Below are 22,003 nucleotides of genomic sequence, written 5' to 3'. Positions count from 1 at the left end.
TGTCATTACAACAGAGCGTTGGCTTTTGACACAATCCTTCTCTCACATACTATTCGTTAGCTACTTACTGGGTAATCGACCTGTTTCCAGAAATACATGAGAGTTACTTCGTTCCGACTACACATTGTTTGAGCTTTTAGTGTGATGCTCTCCACCGGGTTTCTGGGCAGTGCTTGTAGGTCATATAGGTAAACGCCTATGCCCTATCCTTGCCTTTTGGCTTGGTCTTATTCAGCCGTTAGACCATCTTAAAATGACGATGGTTCAGACACATCTTTGCTTTCGCTACACATAAACTCTTGCTCGGCAGTTACCAGTTTCGGCTATCAGTAGTCTGCCTTTTATCCCCGCTTTACTTTGTTAGTTGCTACTTAACAAAATAGGGGATATGCTTTTACCGCTGCACCTGCGGACTAGGACTAGGGACTTGTGAATCCTGCACCTAGATGTATAATCAGTTACACTAACCAAGGGGTTAGGCTAACCGTCCCTGGATTTTTAATCCATTTAGGTTAAACGAATCGCACACCAATGCTTTAACTGTACCGCTTGAACCAGAAACAGGTTTAACTTGGCAGGGAGTAAAACTATGCCTTGAAAATTGCGGCTACCGCGTCCAAGTTAAGTCTTAGATTACTTATACAATAATCCCTGCATCTGGTTAATAACAAATGCACGGGTTATTATTTCCCAGACCGTCCTGGACGCAACGCCACCACCACAAACGGGGGGATTGCCCGCTATTTCAGGCTTATTCAGAGGCTGGGCGTAAGTCCTGCTATAGAAAGTGCCATAAAACTTTTGCGCTAATTCTATCACCAGTCAAAACTTTTTGGCTCACCAACAAACCCATGCTATTGTTGTTTATCATGCACTCAAGTTTTGTCGTAAGCAGGTGGCTGATACTCGAATAATTCTTGCTCTCCCGCCGCAAATTTAGACCCATCCCTCCCAGAAGCAGGCCGAGCAAAGGACGCTTTGTTGCGAATCCCCTGGATATCTTCAGAAGAACGCTCAGACGATAGCACAAACTGAGTTCTCTGATAACGCAGATCGGCCAATTCAATTTTACCAGGTCGCCCTTCACAATAAGCTCGCTCAGCACAGCGTTTAACTGCGATCGCAATTTCAGCACTCGTTGCTCCGGCATAATCAGATAGTAGCGAATACCACTGCCTGTCGCTCCAAAGATTCTCTTTTCCTTCCCCAAACTGCTCTGGGAAATACTTAGCTAAGTGCAAATTGAAAATCTCATAGCGAGCGCCGCCGTGCGGCAAATCCACAAACCAGATTCCGCCGTCGTCAAATCTGCGGATAAGTTCAGTCGGCAGCATTTCTAAGCGGTTAACAGTAGCTAACATTAACACGGGGCTTTCATGCTCCTGCATCCATGTGAGCAATTTCTGCGACAGCCGCCTAGCTACACCGCCGTCAGCATTTGATTCCCAGCCAGAAAAACCCTTGTCAAAATCGTCGAAAAATAGCACGCAGCCACCCAAATTATCGGCTGTATCCAGCATTTTATTGAGAGCGCGATCTGGATTAGAGGAACCTATAATATTGCCCCAACTTGCTGCTAAAAGCGCATAACCTAGCTTCTTAGCAGCTAGCTTTGCACTCAAACTTTTGCCAGTCCCCGGCGGCCCCCACAGCAGCATTCCTTTGGGAGGTCTGAGGTGATATTTCTTGGCATCAGCTTCTGACAGCTTTACGACTTCGCTCAAATAAGCGTCTAATAAATCTAAACCGCCAGCATGAGGCACGTCTGGAGAAGCAATGAAATCCAACCCCTGGTCTCGAAGTTGCGATATTTTATGCTCCAATACCAACTGTGCGATTTGGACAACTGAAGCGGTCATAGAGAGCGATCGATCTAACACCAATTCAATTTCAGTAGTTGGCAGCCCTAGACTAGAAACAGCCAGCCGCTTTTTAGCAGCTACCGCATCCGAGCCAAAATCAAGGGAACAATTGCGAGCGCAAAAATTATCTACAAGAACTTCGACTTCAAAACGATCGGGTAACGGACATTTGAGTAGAGGAATTAATGGACTTAGCTTTGATGGCAGTTGGATGTACTCGCCCAGCAGTACCCAATATTGGTCGGTCCAACGCCCTTTCAGCTCAAAGAATGCGTTAGCCAATTGAGAATAACGTCGGACAAGAGGCTGTTCGGTACTGTCTGACTCCAAAATGTCCTCTAACAAAAAGATACCGGGGCAGTCATTTTCCAGCAGAAATTGCAGGACATCACTCTCGACAGATAGCTCAGTTTTACATAGGACGCATTCACTGTTATACGTTTCCGAAATATCTGAAACGCTTGTCAAGTCTGAATGACCACCTAATTTCGGGAGATGTTTATCCAAACACCGCACCTGTTGAAGAGTTGCATAGCCGGGATTCCAATAATAAACAGGTAAACAACACTCACTGGCGTACTGATGAAATGATGACAAGATTTTTTGGCGATCGGCACTGTAATATTCAAGGGCAAGTATGGGAGTTTGAATGACTCTTAAATTAGACCAAGTATTGAAACTTTTCATGATTCATATACAACTAAATACAGGATGTTTAACATAATAATTTAACTAACATAATTAAGATTTAACTTCCTGCTAATGAGCGAAATACGCCCCCTCAACTGGAGGGGGTAATTGTGCCTAACGGCACTCATAAATTGATGTTAAGCAAGTTAAATTGTCAATCATGGTCACAACTAAAAAACAAACCGCAGCCACTCCTATTCGTTCTCACTCACCAGTGCCTGCTAAATCTAAACCGCCTGAAAAGCAGAACAGTCAAACAGTCGGCAGTAACAATGGAGCAAAATCAAAACCTCAACCTAACCTCAGCCCGGAGCAACTTGCTGGCGAGCTAGTCAAACAGATTCGCAATACAATTCATAAGAAGTACGGTGTGACAATTCAGCGTCGCGATAGCCGTATTTCGACAAAGGTTGGCCACGCAATTCGCGAAAAACTGGGATTGGATATTCAAGCTCAGTTGAACAAGCGCAACGGTAATGGCAATGGTAAAAAGTTCGACTGGCAAGAGTGGAACAATACTGTGTTTCCCAAGCTAGTTGGCCGACCCGATGAACTCAAGTATGATGTCGAAGTTGTTGCCTTAGCGATGAGCCAACTTTACGATACAATTGCTGACAACCCGCAAGCTGCCATTGCCGATTTAATGGAGTTCAATGCTCAAAGCTTAAAGCGTCGCAACGAGTTAGCTAAATCCTCTGAAGAAGATACTGAAGAACTAGATGAGGACGACGAACTCGATGATGAAGATGATGAAATTGATGACATACTCGATAAAATTGATGAGGATGACGAAGACTCCGAAGGCGATGAGGATGAGGAGGATGACGATGAGGAGGATGATTTTAGTTTAGACGAAGACGAAGAATTTGAGGAAGACGACGAATAATCGCTAAAGTTTGATTAGAAAGCTCTGCTGAAAAAGCAGAGCATTTTTTTGCCTCTATCGAGGCCTTTTCCACGAATCGCGATGCTGGGTAATGATTGTCGCCACCGTCCGAATCAGGACGCTCTGGGAAGCAGACCCAACCAATTCACAATCAAGGAAATTTTGACCTTGGTTGTGAATTGGATTTTACCCACCCACCCACCACTAATTTTTTTGAATTAATTGTAATTAGCGAACTGTCGTCGCTTTAGTTGTGAAGAAAAAACACGCTTGAGGGTTAATCATGGCTAATCGCAAATCCGCTCCAACTCCGATGCAAAAGCAATTTGCAGAAACTCTTGAAGAACAGCGCTTCGAGATGTTTTTGCACGTTGCCCGCGAGTTAACGGGACGTGCCAAACAACGACAGTTGCAGAAAGGTAAAGCTCTTGACTGGGAAGCGTTCAATACTTGGTTTAACAAGCAATATGAAGGCTACTCGGCTGACGAGATGCTTGAAGAAATCTTGAGCAACGTTTACTGGCTTTCATCTGAGCAAGCAGTGATTGACTTGCACTTCCGTTATATCGAATCGGCAGTCAAAGCTTCTCATAAGAAAAAGGCAACTGACGATAATGAAGAGATTGATGATTTTGTCAAGTAATCAATGACGACCCCCGATAAAGGGGGGAAAATCCTGCTCCAAGCAGGATTTTATTTGCCCGCCCACCCACCGCATTAGTTCGATTTGCGACATTTATGATCGCATTCTCAGAAGGATTTAGTTAATAGCGCTTGGAGTAATAACTTAATTATGTCATTCTGAACCCTTGACGGAGTTTACCATCGAGCGTAGGAAAGCTTCCGCAAGTAATGCGAATAATCTCAAACCTTTGCAACACAGTTACAAAGCGTAAGTTATGGTTAATTGGTTTTATCCGAGAATGTAGGTTGCTCAATAAGTCAGCGTAAAACCGTTTTGCAATAAATTAAATGGCTGTTTTTGTTAAAAGGCTTTGATATTAAACGCGAGCGCGTTTGAGAGATGTTCCACTTGCAAATTATAATCATGTACGAACGTATTCAGCATTTTCTTACCCTCACAATTGAAACTGTGGTAATTTTTGGTTACGGTGGCTTAATTGTTCACTATATCGCTAGGCTGTTAGCATCGAAGCGGATGAATCCTTCTGAAAAACTCTCAGCAGAACTTGCCCCAGATTTTGTGCCTCTTCTCAATGAAATTGCTTCCTTTCCTGCTGTTACCGAATCGGCAGCAACTCCAGAACCCACAGAAGAACAGCGCCTCACCTCTTCGCTACAAGTTAAAGCCGAATTTGCTTCTAATATTCAACTCGATACCGACACATTAAATCTACCCTTCATTCAAGTCGATAGCCTGACTCTTCGACAATGCCGCACCGTTATTCGAGCGCTCAATTCCACTCTCCCACGAAGTGAGCATATTCGCATTAAACTCAACAAAAAAGATGTGCCAGCAGATTCGTTAAAATTTCAAATTAAGAAGCACTTTGAGCATCGACCGCAGCAAGTTGTCTCCCTAATTGAGCAAATTTTGAGAGTTGCACGCTCGGGGAATCAACAAGCCAATTAGTCTTTTATTTCAAAACAACTTATGGTAACGATTTGATAGAAAGTTTTTTTGAATGCACCCTCCTTTTCCTGACCAAGCTATTAGTTACTTTCTTCAGCGCCAAGGGGAATCAGACCCTTGCCAATCTGTTCGCTCAACTCGTTGAGACTCAATCCCCGTTCAATTGTGATCGCACGAATTTCCTCCATCCTACCGACGTTACCTGGATATAAGCTACATAGCAGCATATCTGCCGGCAGCGAAGATTTTTTGTGCGGTTAATTGCAAGTCGGGAAAGATTGATGAAATAAGCCGATCGTCATTTTGAAACAACTGTTTTTGATACTCGTCATCTTGCAGCGTACAAATTGTAACTGTTGGCTGTTTTGGTTTGCCAATATATTCTCTGCCACCAATGCCCAAATAGTCAACAATCCAATACTCAGGCACTCCAAGCAGGGCGTAATCTTCAACTTTGCGAGCGTAATCGTTTTGCCAGTTGCTGCTAACGACTTCAGCAATCAGTTTAATTGAGGAACCCGATGTAATTACAGGTTCTTGTTGCCACAAAGGTTCATTAATCAGTCGAGTTTCATCTAATACCAGCACATCGGGGCGAAAGGCTGTTGCTGTTCCTAATAATTTGATGAGACAGCGAGGGGGGATAAGATAGGGTAGATCCAGGTGGTCAATTTCTACATTTAGTTTTCGTCCCAAAAACCCGGAGACTTGTTCGTGGGACCCTGTTGGTTCCATTTCGGTTAATTCACCATCAATCAGTTCGTAGCAATCGCTGTCGCCGTAGTTAGTAATAAATTCATCAACAGTTATAAGTTTTGGAGGTGATTGAACCATTGTGTTTGTTCCTCATCCGACGGCAATGTACGTCTTTATTCAAAGCCTCCCCATACCTGAAAGATTGGCTGTGGGTTGTTTGCGACTTTGTTCCTCGACGTCAGTCAAAGTAATCTTGCGCCTGCCAATCTGTTCGATCAACTCGCTCAAACTCAATCCGCGCTCTCTAGCAATAGCGCGAAAACCTTCCCACCCCGCAGATGTTACCTGAATGTTCCTTTGCTTTTTTGGCTCCTCATATCGAGGTTCGCCTCCGCCTAACTTTAAATTAGCTAGAGAGTTGGGGTGGAGCTGCGTTCCTTTGCTTGGGGGCATTTTGCAACATTATCCTTTCGACTTTTTTCTTTATTATCCCACATTACCAGCCGTTTTCCGTGGTACTATAGGTAATATGGAATCAACCTATACGAGTCAACTTCTTCAATCTGGTGTCTGGCTTTGGGGCTGGCAAGTCAGGGGTTGACTTATCTCAGGAGGCACTAGGAAATGCACCCAACTCAGGAGACACCGGGCAGCGAGCAGCGTCAACCTTTAGTAGTTTTGCGAGGCTCAACCCGAAAGCACCACCACACTGTTGCAGACTCCCTGCGGATTGACCCAGATTTCCAAACGCTCATCCCTCCTTTGAGTGCGAGCGAGTTTGCTACCTTAGAAGCCAGCATTCAAGAGAAAGGGTGTCGGGACCCTTTGGTGGTTTGGGCTGAGGAAAAAATTCTCATCGACGGTCACAACCGCTATGCTATTTGTACGGCGCACGGCATCCCCTACCAAACTGTAGAGATGTCTTTCGACAGCCCTAACACCGTCAAAGTTTGGATGCTCCTCAATCAACTGGGCCGCCGCAATCTCACGTCTGAGTCAGTCAGCTATTTGCGCGGCACTTGGTACGAACTCACCAAACAGTCCCGCGGTGGAGACAGAAAATCAAGTGGTCATTTTGACCACTTGAAAACAGAGACAAAGTTGGGGGCACAGTTCAAGGCATCCCCAAAAACAATTCGCAGAGACGCTCAGTTTGCTAAAGCAGTAGACACCCTGAGTTCTATTGGAGGAGAGGATATGAAGTGGAAAATACTGAATCGCTCTGCGGGGATGACCAAGAAGCAGGTCATCGCTTTGGCTTCGGATGCTCGCAGCCGTCCAGTTAAGGTTGCCAAAAGTTTACAGGGGCGCGACCAAAAAGTAAAGCTTGAAGGTGAACCTACCATCGCTCATCACCTGACGCTCACAATTGGTGCCTTAGTGGAAGTGTACGCGCCAGATCGCGAAGACGTTAACGGCAGGTTAGGCCGCATTCAGTCAGTCGGGGAGAAAACCGCCACTGTGTGGATGCGACACATCCCCACCGTTACTATGTACTTGTACACCTTCAAACACTCGGCTCTTACTGCTGTACCGCTCGAAAATCAACCCGGACTTCAAGAAATTTGCGATCGCACTGACCGACTTCACCAATTAGGAAATCTAGATCCTTTTGAGATAGAAATCCTCAACTTGTTAGAAAGAACAACGGCTCTTACTCCCACCGAATTGCAGTATTTAGCTAGTCAGACGGGAATCCCCACACTATATCGCTTCGATTAGTGTGGGATGAGAGGCGCGTGAATCGAGGATTCCACATTTTCATGTCCTCGCCAGCATAGCGGGCGAGCAATGAAGGTGTGGATGACGAGATGAACAAATCTTTATTTGCCAACATCGTTACTTGACATAATTATTAAATTACTGCTTGACACAATATAGTTTTTTCTGGTATTTTTATTCTCAGCAAATGCGTAAAGGTCGTAGCGCAATGAAAGTAACATATCAGTATCAGTTCTATCCCAACACCATTCAAAAGTTAAGTCTAAATCATTGGTTGAGAATTTGTCGCTATTGGTACAACAGGCAGCTAGGCGATCGATTTGATTGGTGGGAGAGTAACCGAACTGCTATAAATGCTTGCCCATTAGTTGCTAGCATCTCTACGCCTCGTGAAAAGCCTAACTACTATTCCCAAAAACAACAATTACCAGTCATCAAAAAAGACCTAGTAAAAGTCTTCCACAGTGGCGAGCTATTGGACTTCAAGCAGGTAGATTCAACTATTCTGCAAGATGTTTCTAAGCGAGTAGATAAAGCCTTTGAGCAGTTTATCGTAGGGGACAGTAAAGGCGGGCGATCGGGTAAGCCCCGATTCAAGACTGAAGCGGATTACCGGACGATGACTTTTTCTACGGCTAATAACGACTGGATTAAGCTGGTTCGCAAGAATTGGTTTTATATCCGATTGCCGAAGTTGGGTGTCATAAAAGTTCGGATGCACCGCCCAATCCCCGATGGATTCACTATTAAGCAAATTAGTGTAACTAGAAAGGCTGACGGTTGGTTCATCCAGATAATGCTTGAAGACGCTTCAGTACCCCAGTTTATTCCTGATAAAGTTACCCCAAACTGGGATAACTCAATTGGGTTGGATGCGGTGCTACATGAAGATGTCTATTTAGCAACATCGTCAGGGGAAAAGCTACCTTCGTTGAAACCGCTTCGCAAAAACCAAGCTAAGTTAGACCAGATATCAAGGAAGCGGAACAAACGGAAGCGCGGTTCTAAAGCCCGACGGAAATTAGCCAAAAAAGAAGCGAGACAGCACCAAAAAATAGCGCGTTGTCGCCAAGATTTCCACTACAAAACAGCTCACAGACTTGTCAGGTCTGGAGCTAAATTCTTTTTTCATGAGGACTTAAACTTAAAAGGCTTAACGAAACGGAATAAAGTTAAGCAAGATAATGAGGGTACTTACCTCCCAAACGGTCAATCAGCTAAATCAGGACTAAATAAGTCTTGGCTGGATGCTGCGTTCGGTCAGTTTTTTAAGACGCTGGAATACATAGCCGAAAAAGCTGGATCAGTCGTCGTTCCGCAAAAACCTGCTTATACCTCAATGGTTCTGTGCTATCGGAATGAAATTGTTTTCACCGATTGCGGTATGCGAAGCTATTGGGATGAGCAACATTCTTTAATGGTCGATCGCGATGTTAACGCCGCGATTAATTTAAAGAGACTTGGGTTGGGCATTTTCCCAAGGAGAAAACGCCGTAGCGGGAATCTTTCTATAGTAGGAACTATAGATGATAGTACCGCGAAGGAAATTTTGCACACCCTTCATCGGGCTGCAAAGATGCCCACGTCATAGCTGTACTCAGCTTGATGTGGGAGTATGTCACTTGATTCACTTGACAGTTCAAACACTGAGTCAATCAATTTTTGTTGAGCTGCTAATTGTTGCAGTGAATAACAAGCTATTGCTCGCACTCGCTCTGGAGACTTGCTAGCATTTTTAGCAGCAAACGGCCCCCAGAAAGCACTCAGCACAATCTTAATCTGTTCCGATATTGGGTATGTTTGACTCAAACAGTAATCCCAAACCATCTTATCGAATGGGTCGTCTAGTGCAACTAAAACACCCGAGATTGGCGACTGCACTTGCTTCTGATTTTTGTCCGGTAACGGCTGATTGTTCAAATTGGCAATCATAAATTTCTCCTGTTAAGCTAACTTATTTACATCCCATTCTCGATTTTAGTATTTGTCATCAAGGAACAAACTTTCGTTCTTGAGGGGAGCGAATCCACAAAGTACAAAAACCTTTTTGTGCAGGTTTACCCTCTACTGTCAGCGTCACCCCCAATCGATTTATCTCAGTTTCACACAATTTTTTGCCCCCTTTCTCGCTCAACAAAGCTTGATTCCAGTTCATAAATTGGCGAGCATATTTCCCTTCATTGCTTGTTGCCCACTGAATTGTATCCGCGTTCAGGCGAGCAAACTGACCCTCTTTGCTCAGCCCCCATTCGAGCGCTACGGCTTGTTCTAAAGTGAGCTGACGCGGCCCTTTTGGGTCGAGTTCTGGCGGTGGAATGAACCGGGGCACCGCTAACCCGATAAACGCGCCGATCGCCATTGCTCCTAACACTACCCCGCTCCCAAAAATCACCGACCAAATATCGTGAGCAACTTTCTCTAAAGCTGCTTGTCGCACTAGGGTGTAAACTGAGTTAGAAATATGGCGATGTTGCACCTTAACAGCCGCTTTTCCCTGCCGTTCTAAAAACTCCCTGCTTTCTTTTTCCCAATTTTCAGTAAGCTGGCGAACTTGTTCCAGTTCTTGAGAAATAACAGCTTGAGAATCTTTCAAATCACCTTGCCATTGAGATTGCCAATTCTTGAAAAACTGGTCAATCTCTTGCGGTTTTTTTTCTAACAGCAGTTCGAGTTGACCTGTCGCCAGCAATACGATAAAAAGTGGGTCATTTTTATTGAGACCGTATCGGTAAGCTGTCTGAATGACGTGAGAGCGAAATTTGGAGTCTTTGCCCTTGAGTACCTGGCTGATTAGTGACTCAGTATCTCTCTCGTAGATGGGAGGGCTAGATAGAGGATCTCGGTTCAGAGCTTCTCTTTCCCTCGAATCATCTTCTATGAGTTGCCAAAACTCCTCTTCATTTAGCTTACTCCCATCGGATTTCAACTTTTCTTCTACTGCATATTCTGGGACTGTATCTGGAGAATCGGGCAAACTTTGCAATTTTTCAGCGGATTGTAGGGAATTATTTTTGGTATTATTAAGTCTGCCCTCTTCCCTTGGCGTTTCCAATATCTCGCCAAACTCTTCACAGTCAACTTCGGAAAGTTCTTCTAAAAGTCGATCCGACATTCAGCCTCCTACTTAATCAAAATCCCAATCTTTATGCTGTCCAGACTCGCGCAGTCTCTAGTCTGAACTCACACATTTTGTCCGTCCAATAAAGTTGACAACCGGTTCCTAAATTTGTGGTTTATTCTCGGGTGGCATTTCCTCATCTTTTTTTCGTTCATAGGGAGCGATGACTTCTTTCTTATTGCGATTGGGTGCGTTGTTAAACAAACCTACATCTTCTATCAGACGGAAACAGTCTTCCAGAAAAGTATGCAATCGCTGTTGACTAATCAAGAAGAATTCAGAGTGTTTCATTGCTTGAGAAAATGACAACCGCTTCGTATCAATAAACTTGCGCTCTCTTGCACTCAGAGCCGGCAAATCTACGACAGGAATTCGGTAATTATTAATGAGCTTGTTCATTTCCTTATGGCTTTGTACGTGCGACCAATCTTTGCAAACTCCAAAATTGCGGACAAAAATGTGATTGAGCTGACCTTCAAAGTAGTTGAAAGAGTCAATAAACATTTCAATGCTGTCCGTCGTGCCACCGCAAATAAACCACTTGCATACGTCAACTCCTGACTGCTCTTTAAAATCGGGAGAAGTTAAATTAGCTTCGTCAATCCATTTGTTGATAATGCCGTAAACCCGAGCTGGTAAATTGACAATCACAGGAGTTTCTACTGCTGTTTCAAAAATAATATCGATATCGAAAAACTTCTCTTCATCCTCAACTAAAGCTAGGATTTTTGCATTGTGTTCAGGATAGCGCTGCTGCACGTCAGGATTTTGAAAATCGCCATCAATTAACGTGTACAGCAGTTCATACTTCTGATTGAATTCAACCAGAATCCGAGTTAGCATCGACTTGCCAACGCCACCTTTCTCGCCGTCAACCAAGTGAATCATGTTAGTCATTTCATTTCTCCTTGCTGGATGTCGATTTCTCTTCAAGACTTAATAATTTTTAACTAAAGCTAGGCCCGACCATTGCCGGATCGAAACCAGCTAAGTTAAACGCGCTGTTTTCAAACTCAACTTCTCCCGAAAATTCGTCTGGTTCTTTTTCTTCGGGCAAACTTGCTGACTTTGAACTCTCAGGGGCCGTTAATTCTGCAGCAATAGATGCACCTGAATTCGATAATTGAGGGAAAGTAGCTAAAGGAATTAAACCCGAAGAAATACCAGGGGCAATTGCTCCTAACTCGGTACAGTTAAATCCCGCATCTCGGCAAACTTCATCTATCTGCCTGAGCAAAAAATTAATGCTTTCTCGCCTCAAATACTCTAACTCTGTACTAGAATGACTACCGCTATTGCGTAATGATGCTAACAGCCACCGCGCTTTGATTAGAGGTAAAATCGTTTCCTGGAAACTAAAAAAAGGATGATTTTGCAGGTAAGACAGCAAGATAGCGTCTTCGGAATCCGGCAAAACTTGACAGCGCCAGCAAAATTCCTTGTAACGTTTTCTAGGCATAATTCCTCACCTTCTTTCCAGCACCTCGGTAGGGTCCTCCCAATAAGAGAGCTGCATCTAAGTTTGCTTCTGATTCCTCTAATGAAGGTTCTGTATTGGACGACGACTCATCACTCAATTTATTAGAATCATCTAAGCAGCTCTCTTTGATACTTGAATTAGCCTGTTGTTGAGCGCAATTTTCAGTGTTTTGTTCAGTAATATCTTCAGTGTTTTGTTCAGTGGGTTCCTCAAATTTTGATTCAGCGGGTTCTTCAATTTTTGGTTCAGTAATATCTTCAGTCTTTTGTTCAGTAGATTCCTCAATTTTTGGTTCAGTAGATTGCTCGGATTTAGCGTGAGTAAACTGCTCAAGTTTTAATAGAGTAGGTGGCTCGGATTTTGGGTGAGTAGGTTGTTCAGATTTTGGCTTGATAGATTGTTCAGATTTTGGCTTGGTAGATTGTTCAGCACATTCTTTTACACTCTGTATATCAGTCGTGGGGACTGGAGCATCTCCTGAACGGGAAGTTGTATTTTCTGCCCTCTGAGAAGTTGCCGCAACAGAGCTTTGCCTCAGTACCTCAAACTGAGATTTGAAGTAAGAAAATAGTCCGTAAACATCAGCTATGCGGCAACCTAAACCATCAGGGTCAAGTGTTTTTGGCACTGTTATACCTGCGTGCCAAGACAGCGAATAATGAGAAAACTGATTTCGCAGTTCTGGCTTCATATATTCAGAAGTACCCCCGCAAAATACAATTTCATCTAAATCGGGCGGCAGCACTTCATTAATCCAATGAGATAGCATGCGAGCGTAGTCAAAGCGAGACAGCTTGACTGCTTCAATCAATTGGTCAACTTCTCGATCTTTAGCTGTTTCCTCTCGATTCCGAGCAATTCGGTAAAAGTAAGGGCGGTTGTAGCTTACGCCCGCTTGAGCAATTGATAAAGCCAAACGGGAAGCATCGTAGTTAGAGGTTCGCTCTTGAACTAGATCCACCAACCTTACCATTCCTAAGTCTGAAGTTTTGCCCTTACCGACAGCACCGCGTGCCGAAACTATTACCGAAGCATTGCGAAATCCTACCATAACAAAGGCAGTTACCCGCTGCTTGAAGGCTGAACCTAAATTACTGTTGTGGATCAAAGCAATGCCGCCCCCTTCTTGCAAAGCTTGGGTTTTGTCCAGGGTGACGGAGAGCTTGCCGGTGGGTGTTTCAAATGAAGCAGAGTATTGACTTAAGAGCTCAAAAAATTGCTTGGAGTCATTAAATTCGCCTGGGGGCAAGAAAACGGAGATCGCAGCGCTAAATTGACTGCCTAAATCTAACTTCCGCGACACTACCCACAAAGTTGCTAGAGCTTTGTACAAAGCGCTACTGTACTTCAGTCCCGCTAAACCGATGTGAGCATTGAATTGCGATGCGGCCAAGTAGCCAACGGCTCGGCATTCATTACCAATTGCCACCCAAGCAATATTTTCGGGACATGCTGATGCGAGGTTGGGTTGTGTGAAACAATTGGCTATGTCTTGGCTCACTGGCCCCACCTGCGATTCCATTACAAAGGAGTTCGCTTTACTGCCTGCTTGCGAGCTTTGGCAGAAAACTCTAGTAGATAAGCCGCCAAAATCTATAGCCAGAATTGCATCTGGTATTGATGGTTTTTTCTTCATAAATGCTGGCTTTTATTACGTTATAAAATAATAGTATTGGCTTCAGTTTAAGTCTGACCTCACCAAATCCGGTGGTTTTGGATAATTAAAATAGCCCCCTCCAAATGGCGGGGACAGACTGCCTTTCAAGGAAAAAATCTTGGGTGGATTATCAGGGAAAGAGCTTTAGAGTTGTGAGAAACAGTGTAGGTATTGTGAGTGACATACCGAGCAGGTACGCCCAAAGTATCTTCAATTGTTTGAGTTCCGTGTGGGAGTAGCACTTCTCGAACGTACCCCACTTGGTAATTACGCCATCGCTGTAAGCAATACCCGCATGATTGGTCGATCGCGGGCGTGATAGCACTAACCACGAGAGTTGGGCGGGTTAGGTGGTAAGCAGAGATGAGCGCTTCACACCGAACCATGAGAGTTTCAATAGTGCTGAGGACATAAATCAGGGTGACAATATCAGCCGCTTTTTTGATTCGGGGAAATTAGTAAGGGTCGTAACCCCGGGAGCGAAAACCCATTGCTTGGACGAAGCGGACATCATCCCCACGACCACATCCATAATCCAAGTGCGTATGGTGGTGTTGGAGTATCCCCCCATCAATATTAGCAGCCATAGGTAAGCTCAATTCATTGCGCTTGAGAGCGACTTTGTGTCTCGGTATTGTTCTCTGGTCTAGTTGAGTTGGTGTCATACTAAATCAACTTAATATCAAGAGTAATTTTAAATATACCAATAATTTAAATTAAAGGGCTACCGCTAGGGTGTAAAAAAATAGGGAGTAAGCTATGCTCTACGCTTTGATTAATTCAACAGGAATCCACCGGCTGGAAGTAGAAGAAAAGTTGAAACTGGCAGATTTGCAAAACCGAGTGGGCATTGCAGGTGAACCTGCGTTCATAGAATATGTCCGGAATCAATTTCCAGAACCCGCGATAGACCTAATCTGTGGTCAGTAACCCACCCCTGAAGGGGATGGGCTTGTAAGAAATTGCAAGCCGTACTGACCAGCCTTAGTCCTCAGACTACGTTTTGTGAGTCAAGACACCGGAGAATGCGAAGCTAGTTTTCCGCTCTGTCATTTGCAGTTAAAAAGCGTTAAGGTCACTGACGCAGTGCTGCAAGTCTAAAAAGCTCACTAAACATTGGCGAAGCTAAATTTACCCAGAAATGGAGTGGCAGAAATGTCAAATTTCGTATTCGTTATCGACATTAACAAACAACCTTTAACTCCTTGCCACCCATCGGTAGCAAGACGGTTGTTAACCTCTGGTAAAGCTGCGGTTTTCCGCAGATACCCATTTACCCTTATGCTCAAGGTTTCAAAGAATGAGGTCACACCAGAGCAACTAACTCTTAAGTTAGACCCAGGCTCCAAAACAAGCGGAATCGCTTTATTGCAAGGCTCTAGGGTGCTGTTTGGCGCAGAATTAGCCCATCGGGGTCAAGCAATTAAAGCTAGTCTTGAATCTCGTCGCTCTCTACGGCGCGATCGTAGAAACAGACATACTCGTTATCGTCCAGCAAGGTTTCTAAACCGGACTAAACCGAAGGGATGGCTAGCGCCATCTTTGCAGCATCGAGTTGAAACAATAATGACTTGGGTGGCAAAACTAATTAGATTTGCACCAGTTGGTTCAATTGTTCAAGAGTTGGTACGGTTTGATTTGCAACAATTAGAAAACCCAGAAATCTCTGGTGTTGAGTATCAACAAGGCACTTTGCTTGGTTATGAAGTGCGGCAGTATTTGCTTGACAAATGGGATAGAAAATGTGCTTATTGTGGTATCGAAAACGTGCCGTTGCAAGTTGAGCATATCCATCCCAAAGCTAAAGGTGGTACTAACCGCATCTCTAATCTTTGCCTTGCTTGTGAGAAGTGCAATATCAAGAAAGGTACTCAAGATATTGAGAGGTTCCTGGTTAAAAAGCCAGATGTTCTCAAGCGGATACTTGCCCAAGCGAAACGTCCTCTTAGGGATGCGGCAGTAGTTAATTCAACCCGTTGGGCTTTACTGAATCGGCTCAAAGAGATGGGTTTACCTGTATCGACTGGCTCTGGTGGATTAACCAAGTTTAATCGCACTCGACTGGGATTAGCTAAATCTCACTGGATTGATGCGGCTTGTGTTGGGCATATTGAGTCTTTGGAGGTTTTGACAAATCAACCTTTGTTAATTAAAGCAACTGGACACGGTACGCGCCAAATGTGCCGAACTGATAAATTTGGCTTTCCATCCCGGTACACTCCTCGCAACAAGTTTGTCAAAGGTTTTCAAACTGGCGACATTGTGAAGGCGGTTGTAACCAGTGGAAAAAAAATCGGCACTTATGTGGGTCGTGTTGCTGTTAGAACAAGTGGCTCGTTTAATATTTCTGCATCTGAATTGGTTCAGGGAATTGGTTACAAATACTGCCAAATTGTTCACCGAAAGGATGGCTATAGCTATTCTTTCTCGAAGACTCACTGCGACTAAATTCGCAAAAACTCCTCCCATGCCTCAAGGCGATGGGTTTCCGTTTTGGAGAATTTTATGAATTGCCCGAACACGCAATTTTATGCGACACTGTTCGCCATAAAATGTATGTCGGCGCGTACAAAGAAATCGATTATTTCCTGTTACAGCAGCATCCCCATGAGCCGTCCCAGTTGACCGCCCAAGAGTTGGAAGAAGCCGTGAAAGCGGTGGAAAGTATGACCTTAGAGCAAATGCAGCGTTTGGGAATGTTCGAGATGTTCGGCAACACCAATCCCCAAGCGCGCCAAGCAACCGCAGAATTGGTGCAGTGGCTAGACCAACAAATCACCGAAGAATTGATACAGCAATATATCCAATTAGCTAATTGGGGTAATTGGACAGCGGTGATGGCATTAGACACCCTCAAGCGTAGAATCTCGGAAACTAGGAAATACCACCAGAAATTAGAGAGCAACTAAATTATCTATGCCGGAGAAGTCTCGATATTACAGCCCCGGCATGGGTACAAAACACCCATAATGTAGCAAACGCGGAGTTAGCCCATGAAAGAATTTACTTGGAGGGATAAAGCAATTCGTAGCATTGCCAACGCTCTGTTAGAGTACGAAGCTCAATGCTTGCTCATGGGAGAACCAATAGAAGGGAAAAGCGCTAAGAAATGGATATCAAAGGAGCGCTTTTCCTTCGGTTTTAGACAATACACTCCCTACAAAACATGGCTCCAAGAAGTTGCCAAGATTCCCTCTTTCATCAGCACGGGATGGCCAGCCACATCCTATCCGGGTTGGCGTAATGGGTTATCAAAGCCGAACCGAAGATGCAAAGCCCTAAGTACAAGTGTGGGGCAACTCAGTTTATTTGATGTCCAAGCTTTCCTGAATGGCTAATATTTCCAAAACCGATTTAGCAACGGGGTCGCATCAGCTATTCACGGAGATGCGGTGAGTCCAGGTAAACAAACGATCAACGATCGCTAATTTTTCCCTAGTGCGCCAGTATATTCGGGTCAGTAGTGCGGTTGACGAGTTGTAATGTTTGGGATATCAAGTTTTTCTTGTCCGTGAGCGTTTTTTGCCTTATGGGTTTGGTAGAATCATGGCACAATTTCTTAATGATGAGTCGGATTACCACAACCCAGAATCAAGCCCTACAAAACCCTACCGCCACTTCCCCCGCCCGATAAGAGCTAAAAGTGCAATGTAAGAGGCGCTCTCTGCTTCATCCCCCAATAGCCGATCGCATTACTGAACTTGTGCAACCAAACTAAAGTCCTTACAGCAGAAACACAGGATACAAAACAATGAGGCAACAAAATTCTAAATTAGCTACTTTTTTAATTAAAAATGTGGGAAATTTATGTGTTTGGATGGTGATTGGATATTTTGGTTGGGGAATTGTAACGACATTTATGAGTAGAGTTAGGTACGTAAGGGAAGGAATGGCCCAAGAGTATGTTAGAAACTACAACCAACGCCAGGAAGCCCATTTTGCCAAAGAAAGTGTTTTTAGCACTTCACTTAAGCCTCTAAAAGTTGACATTAATGCTGATCCAAAAAATTACACATATTCCTTTTTAGTCACAAAACAGGCAACCTTTAATTATGCAATCTCAAAGCAAAGAAACTATAGAAGCTTTGTCGGCGCTGTGTTTGTAATTCCTGCTACAAAAGTTAAACCCAATACATCGAAAAGTAAGATAACGACCAAATCTATAGTGTGCAAAAATGATTCTGTCGGCACAATTAAACCGCCAGAACCGACCTATCAAAATGGTAATATTGCTTGTGCTACAGGTACATACTCAAGATAGCTGAGGCACTCACTACAAAAAGCTTTACCTGCCTTAAAATACTCCCTACCTAGCTCATCTCATCAAGCGCCTAACTTTCCGCCATCGAGTAAAAACCGAAAAGCCCAGACTGCCACATAGGCTATCCGAGCTTTTCCCTTTATTTTTTCTCTAACAAGTAGAGATGCCCATAGGGAATTCCCTTTTAGGCGGCGAAAGTTTCTAACCAATTAGTGTCCCTAACAAGTAAGGACGCCAATAAGGGGAATTCCCCTTTTTTTAGCTAGGAGAGCTTTCATTAAATTAGTGTACCCAACAAGTGGGAACCCCTCTAGAATACACAACACAGCATAAGGTGTCTAGACATTATTTGCGAGGCTTAGATGTTTCCCCTCGAACTTAAACTCGTGCTGCTTAAAAAATATGCCTCACACCATTGCCATCTCTAGGTTTGTCAAATTTAGCTCTAAATTTTAGCTCGTTAATCAGTAATTTTCTCGATGCTGGGGAGCTTTTTAACAGTAACGAATACCTTTAATTCTTGGTGTCACCTCGTTCGAGGCGTTTTGACTGCCTCAACAGCTCAGGTGTCGAGTTGATCCTTAGCCTTCTTTGCCCTAAGTCGATCGTTTACCAAGCGTTTGTTGCTCTGTTCGGTATACGCTGCAAACCCGAGTACCCAAAGCATCCGGTGCAATTCCGCAGGTTTCCAACCCTCATCCTTAGCTAATTCTTGCATTTGCTCTAAAAGCGGAGCAGGCACGGAAAAATCTATGCGTACCATTTTAGGAGCATCACTGTCGGGCATTTTCAATATTTCCACAATTCATATACTGCTTATCCTACAAGGATTTAGGGGTTCCTAAGTCCTTAAGGATTCTCCCTCATGCCCAATATTCGACTCTGAGGGTATACACAGGGACTCAGAAGGGGTACAATGTGGAAATTCATCCAAAACCAAACCCCGCCCCCTCTGACTCGCAATCTTCTGGGGCGGGGTGTGGCACTCACAATGGAGATTTCCTCTATGTTCGCAGATTACGGGCAGCCACCGCAACCCGCCCGACCAAGCTTTGTAGAAATACCCAATCCCCGCGTCACCACCACAATGGGACGCATGGAAGTGACCGACGTTCGCTCTGAAACCGTCACCGGTCGCTTGCTCGATGACCGAGATAATTTGATACAGGAAGACGGCCACCCAGTTTACCTCTGCGTTCGGAAGTCGGAGATTTTGTGTTCCACCGAACGAGCCGACGTGATGAGTTGGTGGGAACTGGGGGAACAAGCGATTACGGGACACACAACGCCCCGAAAATATTCCCTCGAATCCTTGATTAATCGCTTGGATGGACTCAACTTAGATGAGCTCTACGCTTTGCGAACCTTCGTTTGTTTGGAGAGCGACCCGTTCCAAGCGTATTCGGGTAGCGTCAACAGCGACTTATCCCACTTGCAGGCTTGGTTTCCGACAGTGCGAGTTCTTGATCGTGTCGAACAAAACCAACTAGCAAGCGCACTGTGCTGGCGAATAGCTAGCGAATCCAACGCACCGACAGCACCCACACCGGGCGACGGGAGGCACGATTAATTCTTGGGTTGATAGAAGATGCCGTCCCAAATTTCTCTTTGAGTCCGGTTAATGGGCTGAGTTTTTTTATAGGGCAATGATGCAACCTACAACTAATCACGCCAAGAAAGAATATCTGGAACATCCCCCACGCGACTAATCCCCTAGAACGAGTAAGAGGCTTTTTTATGATTGCAAACTTTGGCATTGGGTTGCCAACGACACCGAGTTTCACGCAGCAATTGGTTGATTCGCAACCAAGTTTCACGCCGCAATTGGTTTATTCCCCCAATCTGGATTTTGTGCCGAGTTCAGGCGATACTTTACCGTCGGTCATTCCTGGTGTGGACAGTTTGCCAGCTCAATCTGATGGCTATGAACGGGTTGATGACTGTTGACATTTTACCTGGATTTACCTAGGATTTAGTAGTTAAATTCTCGGTAAGCCAAATGATAGATTGATGAGTATTGGCGAGTTAGCAGAGCTTTAAAGCTCTGCTAACATACAAAAATATAAACACATTGAGAGGTCGAATCAATGGCTACCCTAACTTATTGCAAAGGCTTACCCACACCAGTACACGAACTCAACGAACTCGGATTTACAGATTTCGAGATGTTCTTGGAAGCTTACGCCCCAATCTTTAGGGCTGCAAGTATTGAAACAGTCAACCACTTACTTTTTAATACAGAATTCAAGAAATCCGAGTGGAACACGCATTTACAGCAAACCTACGGCATCAATAAGCGCCACGCAAATGGTGTAATCAGTTCTGCTAAGGGTCGTGTAGACGGTGCGAAAGAACACAGGATTTTACACATGAAAGCTCTTGAAGGAAAAATCAAATCTATTGGTGCGGGGCTCAAAAAAGCCGAACGCAAGTTGGTATTAGCTCGTAAATTCTATGCTAATAAAAAATGGCACAAATCAAAAACAGGTTGCAATTTTCCCCTAGCCTGCTCGCTTCAATATCAATCCACAAACTGGCAGAATTTGCGTTTTCAAATTCACAATAAAAAGCGTAAACTGACTTTGTTAATTAACAGAGTAGAACATTTAAGACTTTTGCCAGTCAAAGTCTTCATCCCTCCATGTGATATTTTTGTCGTCGGCTCTAAAGATGAGTCTTTTGGCAATCAAGTCTGCCAGTGGGATGGGGATAAAATAACTTTTTGAGTCCCAAAATGCTTAGAGTCGCGATTTGGAAAAACCCTGTCCTCTGAGATTGGTGATTTTAGCCATAACATAAACAGACTGCCAGAATGCGGTGCTAAAACCTGGCATTTCTACCGTAAGAATGGAAAGTGGGTTGCTGCTGTGCAGTTTACCCCCAATCCCGTGAAGCAGGTTTCTAGAGAGAGAATATACGGTTGCATTGGTATCGACATGAATCCCGGTTCTATTGGATGGGTGTATGTCGATTCTGAAGGGAATCTCAAAGCCAAAGGACAACTCCCATTGCAGATGGGTTTACCCTGTGGTAAGCAACAGGCTCAAATTGTTGATGCCTGTCTGCAACTAGCTGTAAAAGCCACAGAATTTGAATGTCCTGTGGTTTGTGAAGAACTTGATTTCTCAACAAAAAAGCAATCGCTGGGAGAGAAAGGTAGAAAGTATGCTCGGATGTTGTCGGGTTGGGCTTACAGTGAGTTTTATAAACAGCTCAATTCTATTCTATCGAATCGCGGAATTGAATTGATTGCAGTTAACCCGGCTTATTCAAGTATTATCGGCTTGGTGAAATATTTAAGAATGTATGGCTTAGCTAGTGACGAATCGGCTGCACTGCTAATTGCTCGCAGGGCTATGAAATTAAGTGAAAAAATACCTCGCTCCTTAACCGCCTATTCTGAAGTGAATTCAGAAAAGCACGTTTGGAGCGAGTGGAACCAACTAAATAAAAATATCAAACGTTCCGCTACAATATCACGTCGTTGTGATTATTATAGCGTTTCTAACTGGAGTTTCTTGGTCAACCTCGACATCGGGGAAGCATAAGCGCTAAGAAAGAATGTTTAAAGCTTATACCGCAGAGCTTACCCAGGTTTACCTAGGTTTTTATAAGCGGTAAGGGTAATGGTTTTTGGATCGAGTTACGGGGTAACATACACGATTCGCTGGCTTTACAGGCTACAGTTCGCTCATATCAGCGAGTGGAGTTTCCTTATGCCTGCTCCAAGTGAGGGTGAATTTATGAGCATTGTTACTAAGCGAATCCCATTGAATCCAACTAACTAATTGGCATCAAACTTGGTAATAACTTAGTAACAACTTCTTGGGCGACGCTGGCGATAGTTTTATCTGTATCAAAAGCGATCGCCAGTTTCTTCTATCAGACACGAGTGAGGCATGACTATGACCAACGGCAACGGGCCTAACGGTGATACGCCCCAACCCGATCCAATACAACAGTTAACGGTGCGATTCGTTTAACCTAAAGTAGGCTGAAAAGCTTATAGGACGGTTAGCCCAGTTGTTGAGACTGGT

24 protein-coding genes are annotated in these 22,003 nt (G+C 44.2%); 13 read left to right on the top strand and 11 right to left on the bottom strand.

Annotated elements, in window-relative coordinates; genetic code table 11:
* Nucleotides 1-875: 875 nt before the first annotated feature.
* Nucleotides 876-2,549: an AAA family ATPase gene (locus tag QUB25_RS23850; protein WP_333186813.1), complete on the bottom strand. Its 1,674-nt coding sequence runs from the start codon at nt 2,547-2,549 to the stop codon at nt 876-878.
* Between the two features lie 163 nt (nt 2,550-2,712).
* Here QUB25_RS23850 and QUB25_RS23845 point away from each other — a divergent pair, with 163 nt between their 5' ends.
* The 3 genes from QUB25_RS23845 (at nt 2,713) to QUB25_RS23835 (ending at nt 5,032) form a co-directional block, all read left to right on the top strand.
* Nucleotides 2,713-3,438, top strand: a complete 726-nt coding sequence (locus QUB25_RS23845; RefSeq protein ID WP_333186811.1) for a hypothetical protein — start codon at nt 2,713-2,715, stop codon at nt 3,436-3,438.
* A gap of 283 nt (nt 3,439-3,721) precedes the next feature.
* Nucleotides 3,722-4,081 (top strand): hypothetical protein, encoded by a 360-nt coding sequence (locus tag QUB25_RS23840; RefSeq protein ID WP_015179737.1) that lies wholly within the window; start codon nt 3,722-3,724, stop codon nt 4,079-4,081.
* Nucleotides 4,082-4,486: 405 nt separating this feature from the next.
* Nucleotides 4,487-5,032 (top strand): hypothetical protein, encoded by a 546-nt coding sequence (locus QUB25_RS23835; RefSeq protein ID WP_333186808.1) that lies wholly within the window; start codon nt 4,487-4,489, stop codon nt 5,030-5,032.
* 80 nt (nt 5,033-5,112) lie between these two features.
* Here the strand turns inward: QUB25_RS23835 and QUB25_RS23830 are convergent, their stop codons facing one another.
* Genes QUB25_RS23830 through QUB25_RS23820 form a run of 3 tightly spaced genes read right to left on the bottom strand, consistent with a single transcriptional unit; the run spans nt 5,113 to nt 6,181 of the window.
* Nucleotides 5,113-5,259, bottom strand: coding sequence for a hypothetical protein (locus QUB25_RS23830; protein ID WP_333186806.1), 147 nt, complete (start codon nt 5,257-5,259; stop codon nt 5,113-5,115).
* Nucleotides 5,246-5,866 (bottom strand): Uma2 family endonuclease, encoded by a 621-nt coding sequence (locus tag QUB25_RS23825; RefSeq protein ID WP_333186804.1) that lies wholly within the window; start codon nt 5,864-5,866, stop codon nt 5,246-5,248. The genes QUB25_RS23830 and QUB25_RS23825 overlap by 14 nt, the downstream gene beginning before the upstream one ends.
* A gap of 39 nt (nt 5,867-5,905) precedes the next feature.
* Complete coding sequence (locus tag QUB25_RS23820) at nt 5,906-6,181, bottom strand: hypothetical protein (protein ID WP_333186801.1); 276 nt, start codon at nt 6,179-6,181, stop codon at nt 5,906-5,908.
* Between the two features lie 171 nt (nt 6,182-6,352).
* Here QUB25_RS23820 and QUB25_RS23815 point away from each other — a divergent pair, with 171 nt between their 5' ends.
* Together QUB25_RS23815 and QUB25_RS23810 are read left to right on the top strand one after the other, a co-directional pair.
* Nucleotides 6,353-7,450 carry a hypothetical protein gene (locus tag QUB25_RS23815; protein ID WP_333186798.1) on the top strand — a complete coding sequence of 366 codons (1,098 nt, stop codon included), beginning with the start codon at nt 6,353-6,355 and terminating at the stop codon, nt 7,448-7,450.
* Nucleotides 7,451-7,658: 208 nt separating this feature from the next.
* Complete coding sequence (locus QUB25_RS23810; RefSeq protein WP_333186795.1) at nt 7,659-9,041, top strand: transposase; 1,383 nt, start codon at nt 7,659-7,661, stop codon at nt 9,039-9,041.
* Here QUB25_RS23810 and QUB25_RS23805 read toward each other — a convergent pair.
* The 6 genes from QUB25_RS23805 to QUB25_RS23780 form a co-directional block, all read right to left on the bottom strand.
* Nucleotides 9,011-9,382: a hypothetical protein gene (locus QUB25_RS23805; protein ID WP_333186793.1), complete on the bottom strand. Its 372-nt coding sequence runs from the start codon at nt 9,380-9,382 to the stop codon at nt 9,011-9,013. The two genes, QUB25_RS23810 and QUB25_RS23805, sit on opposite strands and share 31 nt — an antisense overlap.
* Before the next feature lie 58 nt (nt 9,383-9,440).
* The gene (locus QUB25_RS23800; RefSeq protein WP_333186791.1) at nt 9,441-10,562 is read right to left on the bottom strand and encodes a DUF6753 family protein; all 1,122 of its coding nucleotides are present in this window, start codon (nt 10,560-10,562) and stop codon (nt 9,441-9,443) included.
* 108 nt (nt 10,563-10,670) lie between these two features.
* Entirely contained in the window at nt 10,671-11,465 is a 795-nt protein-coding gene (locus tag QUB25_RS23795; protein ID WP_333186788.1) for a mobilization protein MobD-like protein, read from the bottom strand.
* A gap of 49 nt (nt 11,466-11,514) precedes the next feature.
* Nucleotides 11,515-12,027 carry a hypothetical protein gene (locus QUB25_RS23790; RefSeq protein ID WP_333186785.1) on the bottom strand — a complete coding sequence of 171 codons (513 nt, stop codon included), beginning with the start codon at nt 12,025-12,027 and terminating at the stop codon, nt 11,515-11,517.
* A complete protein-coding gene (locus QUB25_RS23785; RefSeq protein ID WP_333186782.1) occupies nt 12,020-13,684 on the bottom strand; it encodes a hypothetical protein in 1,665 nt (554 codons plus the stop codon). Before QUB25_RS23785 ends, QUB25_RS23790 begins: the two co-directional genes overlap by 8 nt.
* A gap of 476 nt (nt 13,685-14,160) precedes the next feature.
* A complete protein-coding gene (locus QUB25_RS23780; RefSeq protein WP_333186779.1) occupies nt 14,161-14,370 on the bottom strand; it encodes a hypothetical protein in 210 nt (69 codons plus the stop codon).
* 490 nt (nt 14,371-14,860) lie between these two features.
* On the opposite strand from QUB25_RS23780, the gene iscB reads away from it, so the two are divergent.
* The 4 genes from iscB (at nt 14,861) to QUB25_RS23760 (ending at nt 17,966) form a co-directional block, all read left to right on the top strand.
* Nucleotides 14,861-16,153 (top strand): RNA-guided endonuclease IscB, encoded by a 1,293-nt coding sequence (gene iscB, locus QUB25_RS23775; RefSeq protein WP_333186777.1) that lies wholly within the window; start codon nt 14,861-14,863, stop codon nt 16,151-16,153.
* Nucleotides 16,154-16,185: 32 nt separating this feature from the next.
* On the top strand, nt 16,186-16,614 hold the full coding sequence (locus QUB25_RS23770; RefSeq protein WP_333186774.1) for a hypothetical protein: 429 nt from the start codon (nt 16,186-16,188) through the stop codon (nt 16,612-16,614).
* Nucleotides 16,615-16,698: 84 nt separating this feature from the next.
* A complete protein-coding gene (locus QUB25_RS23765; RefSeq protein WP_333186771.1) occupies nt 16,699-17,043 on the top strand; it encodes a hypothetical protein in 345 nt (114 codons plus the stop codon).
* 413 nt (nt 17,044-17,456) lie between these two features.
* A complete protein-coding gene (locus QUB25_RS23760) occupies nt 17,457-17,966 on the top strand; it encodes a type IV pilin-like G/H family protein (protein ID WP_333186767.1) in 510 nt (169 codons plus the stop codon).
* A gap of 562 nt (nt 17,967-18,528) precedes the next feature.
* On the opposite strand, the gene QUB25_RS23755 is transcribed toward QUB25_RS23760, so the two are convergent.
* Nucleotides 18,529-18,753 carry a hypothetical protein gene (locus QUB25_RS23755; RefSeq protein ID WP_333186764.1) on the bottom strand — a complete coding sequence of 75 codons (225 nt, stop codon included), beginning with the start codon at nt 18,751-18,753 and terminating at the stop codon, nt 18,529-18,531.
* A 129-nt stretch (nt 18,754-18,882) separates the two neighbouring features.
* Here QUB25_RS23755 and QUB25_RS23750 point away from each other — a divergent pair, with 129 nt between their 5' ends.
* From QUB25_RS23750 to QUB25_RS23735, 4 genes are all read left to right on the top strand, one after another.
* On the top strand, nt 18,883-19,536 hold the full coding sequence (locus QUB25_RS23750; protein ID WP_333186761.1) for a hypothetical protein: 654 nt from the start codon (nt 18,883-18,885) through the stop codon (nt 19,534-19,536).
* Nucleotides 19,537-19,703: 167 nt separating this feature from the next.
* Nucleotides 19,704-19,913, top strand: coding sequence for a hypothetical protein (locus tag QUB25_RS23745; RefSeq protein ID WP_333186758.1), 210 nt, complete (start codon nt 19,704-19,706; stop codon nt 19,911-19,913).
* 140 nt (nt 19,914-20,053) lie between these two features.
* A complete protein-coding gene (locus tag QUB25_RS23740) occupies nt 20,054-20,692 on the top strand; it encodes a hypothetical protein (protein ID WP_333186756.1) in 639 nt (212 codons plus the stop codon).
* Between the two features lie 162 nt (nt 20,693-20,854).
* The gene (locus QUB25_RS23735; protein ID WP_333186754.1) at nt 20,855-21,514 is read left to right on the top strand and encodes an IS200/IS605 family accessory protein TnpB-related protein; all 660 of its coding nucleotides are present in this window, start codon (nt 20,855-20,857) and stop codon (nt 21,512-21,514) included.
* The last annotated feature ends 489 nt before the right edge of the window (nt 21,515-22,003 follow it).

The organism is Microcoleus sp. B3-D7 (assembly GCF_036705305.1).
GTDB lineage: Bacteria > Cyanobacteriota > Cyanobacteriia > Cyanobacteriales > Microcoleaceae > Microcoleus.
This window is presented reverse-complemented; position numbering and strand designations above follow the sequence as displayed.

Excerpts from the sequence above, each read along its gene's own strand:
- QUB25_RS23850 (WP_333186813.1), bottom strand. The coding sequence starts at position 2,549 with ATGAAAAGTTTCAATACTTGGTCTAATTTAAGAGTCATTCAAACTCCC.
- QUB25_RS23845 (WP_333186811.1), top strand. The coding sequence starts at position 2,713 with ATGGTCACAACTAAAAAACAAACCGCAGCCACTCCTATTCGTTCTCAC.
- QUB25_RS23840 (WP_015179737.1), top strand. The coding sequence starts at position 3,722 with ATGGCTAATCGCAAATCCGCTCCAACTCCGATGCAAAAGCAATTTGCA.
- QUB25_RS23835 (WP_333186808.1), top strand. The coding sequence starts at position 4,487 with ATGTACGAACGTATTCAGCATTTTCTTACCCTCACAATTGAAACTGTG.
- QUB25_RS23830 (WP_333186806.1), bottom strand. The coding sequence starts at position 5,259 with ATGCTGCTATGTAGCTTATATCCAGGTAACGTCGGTAGGATGGAGGAA.
- QUB25_RS23825 (WP_333186804.1), bottom strand. The coding sequence starts at position 5,866 with ATGGTTCAATCACCTCCAAAACTTATAACTGTTGATGAATTTATTACT.
- QUB25_RS23820 (WP_333186801.1), bottom strand. The coding sequence starts at position 6,181 with ATGCCCCCAAGCAAAGGAACGCAGCTCCACCCCAACTCTCTAGCTAAT.
- QUB25_RS23815 (WP_333186798.1), top strand. The coding sequence starts at position 6,353 with ATGCACCCAACTCAGGAGACACCGGGCAGCGAGCAGCGTCAACCTTTA.
- QUB25_RS23810 (WP_333186795.1), top strand. The coding sequence starts at position 7,659 with ATGAAAGTAACATATCAGTATCAGTTCTATCCCAACACCATTCAAAAG.
- QUB25_RS23805 (WP_333186793.1), bottom strand. The coding sequence starts at position 9,382 with ATGATTGCCAATTTGAACAATCAGCCGTTACCGGACAAAAATCAGAAG.
- QUB25_RS23800 (WP_333186791.1), bottom strand. The coding sequence starts at position 10,562 with ATGTCGGATCGACTTTTAGAAGAACTTTCCGAAGTTGACTGTGAAGAG.
- QUB25_RS23795 (WP_333186788.1), bottom strand. The coding sequence starts at position 11,465 with ATGACTAACATGATTCACTTGGTTGACGGCGAGAAAGGTGGCGTTGGC.
- QUB25_RS23790 (WP_333186785.1), bottom strand. The coding sequence starts at position 12,027 with ATGCCTAGAAAACGTTACAAGGAATTTTGCTGGCGCTGTCAAGTTTTG.
- QUB25_RS23785 (WP_333186782.1), bottom strand. The coding sequence starts at position 13,684 with ATGAAGAAAAAACCATCAATACCAGATGCAATTCTGGCTATAGATTTT.
- QUB25_RS23780 (WP_333186779.1), bottom strand. The coding sequence starts at position 14,370 with ATGACACCAACTCAACTAGACCAGAGAACAATACCGAGACACAAAGTC.
- iscB (WP_333186777.1), top strand. The coding sequence starts at position 14,861 with ATGTCAAATTTCGTATTCGTTATCGACATTAACAAACAACCTTTAACT.
- QUB25_RS23770 (WP_333186774.1), top strand. The coding sequence starts at position 16,186 with ATGGGTTTCCGTTTTGGAGAATTTTATGAATTGCCCGAACACGCAATT.
- QUB25_RS23765 (WP_333186771.1), top strand. The coding sequence starts at position 16,699 with ATGAAAGAATTTACTTGGAGGGATAAAGCAATTCGTAGCATTGCCAAC.
- QUB25_RS23760 (WP_333186767.1), top strand. The coding sequence starts at position 17,457 with ATGAGGCAACAAAATTCTAAATTAGCTACTTTTTTAATTAAAAATGTG.
- QUB25_RS23755 (WP_333186764.1), bottom strand. The coding sequence starts at position 18,753 with ATGCCCGACAGTGATGCTCCTAAAATGGTACGCATAGATTTTTCCGTG.
- QUB25_RS23750 (WP_333186761.1), top strand. The coding sequence starts at position 18,883 with ATGTGGAAATTCATCCAAAACCAAACCCCGCCCCCTCTGACTCGCAAT.
- QUB25_RS23745 (WP_333186758.1), top strand. The coding sequence starts at position 19,704 with ATGATTGCAAACTTTGGCATTGGGTTGCCAACGACACCGAGTTTCACG.
- QUB25_RS23740 (WP_333186756.1), top strand. The coding sequence starts at position 20,054 with ATGGCTACCCTAACTTATTGCAAAGGCTTACCCACACCAGTACACGAA.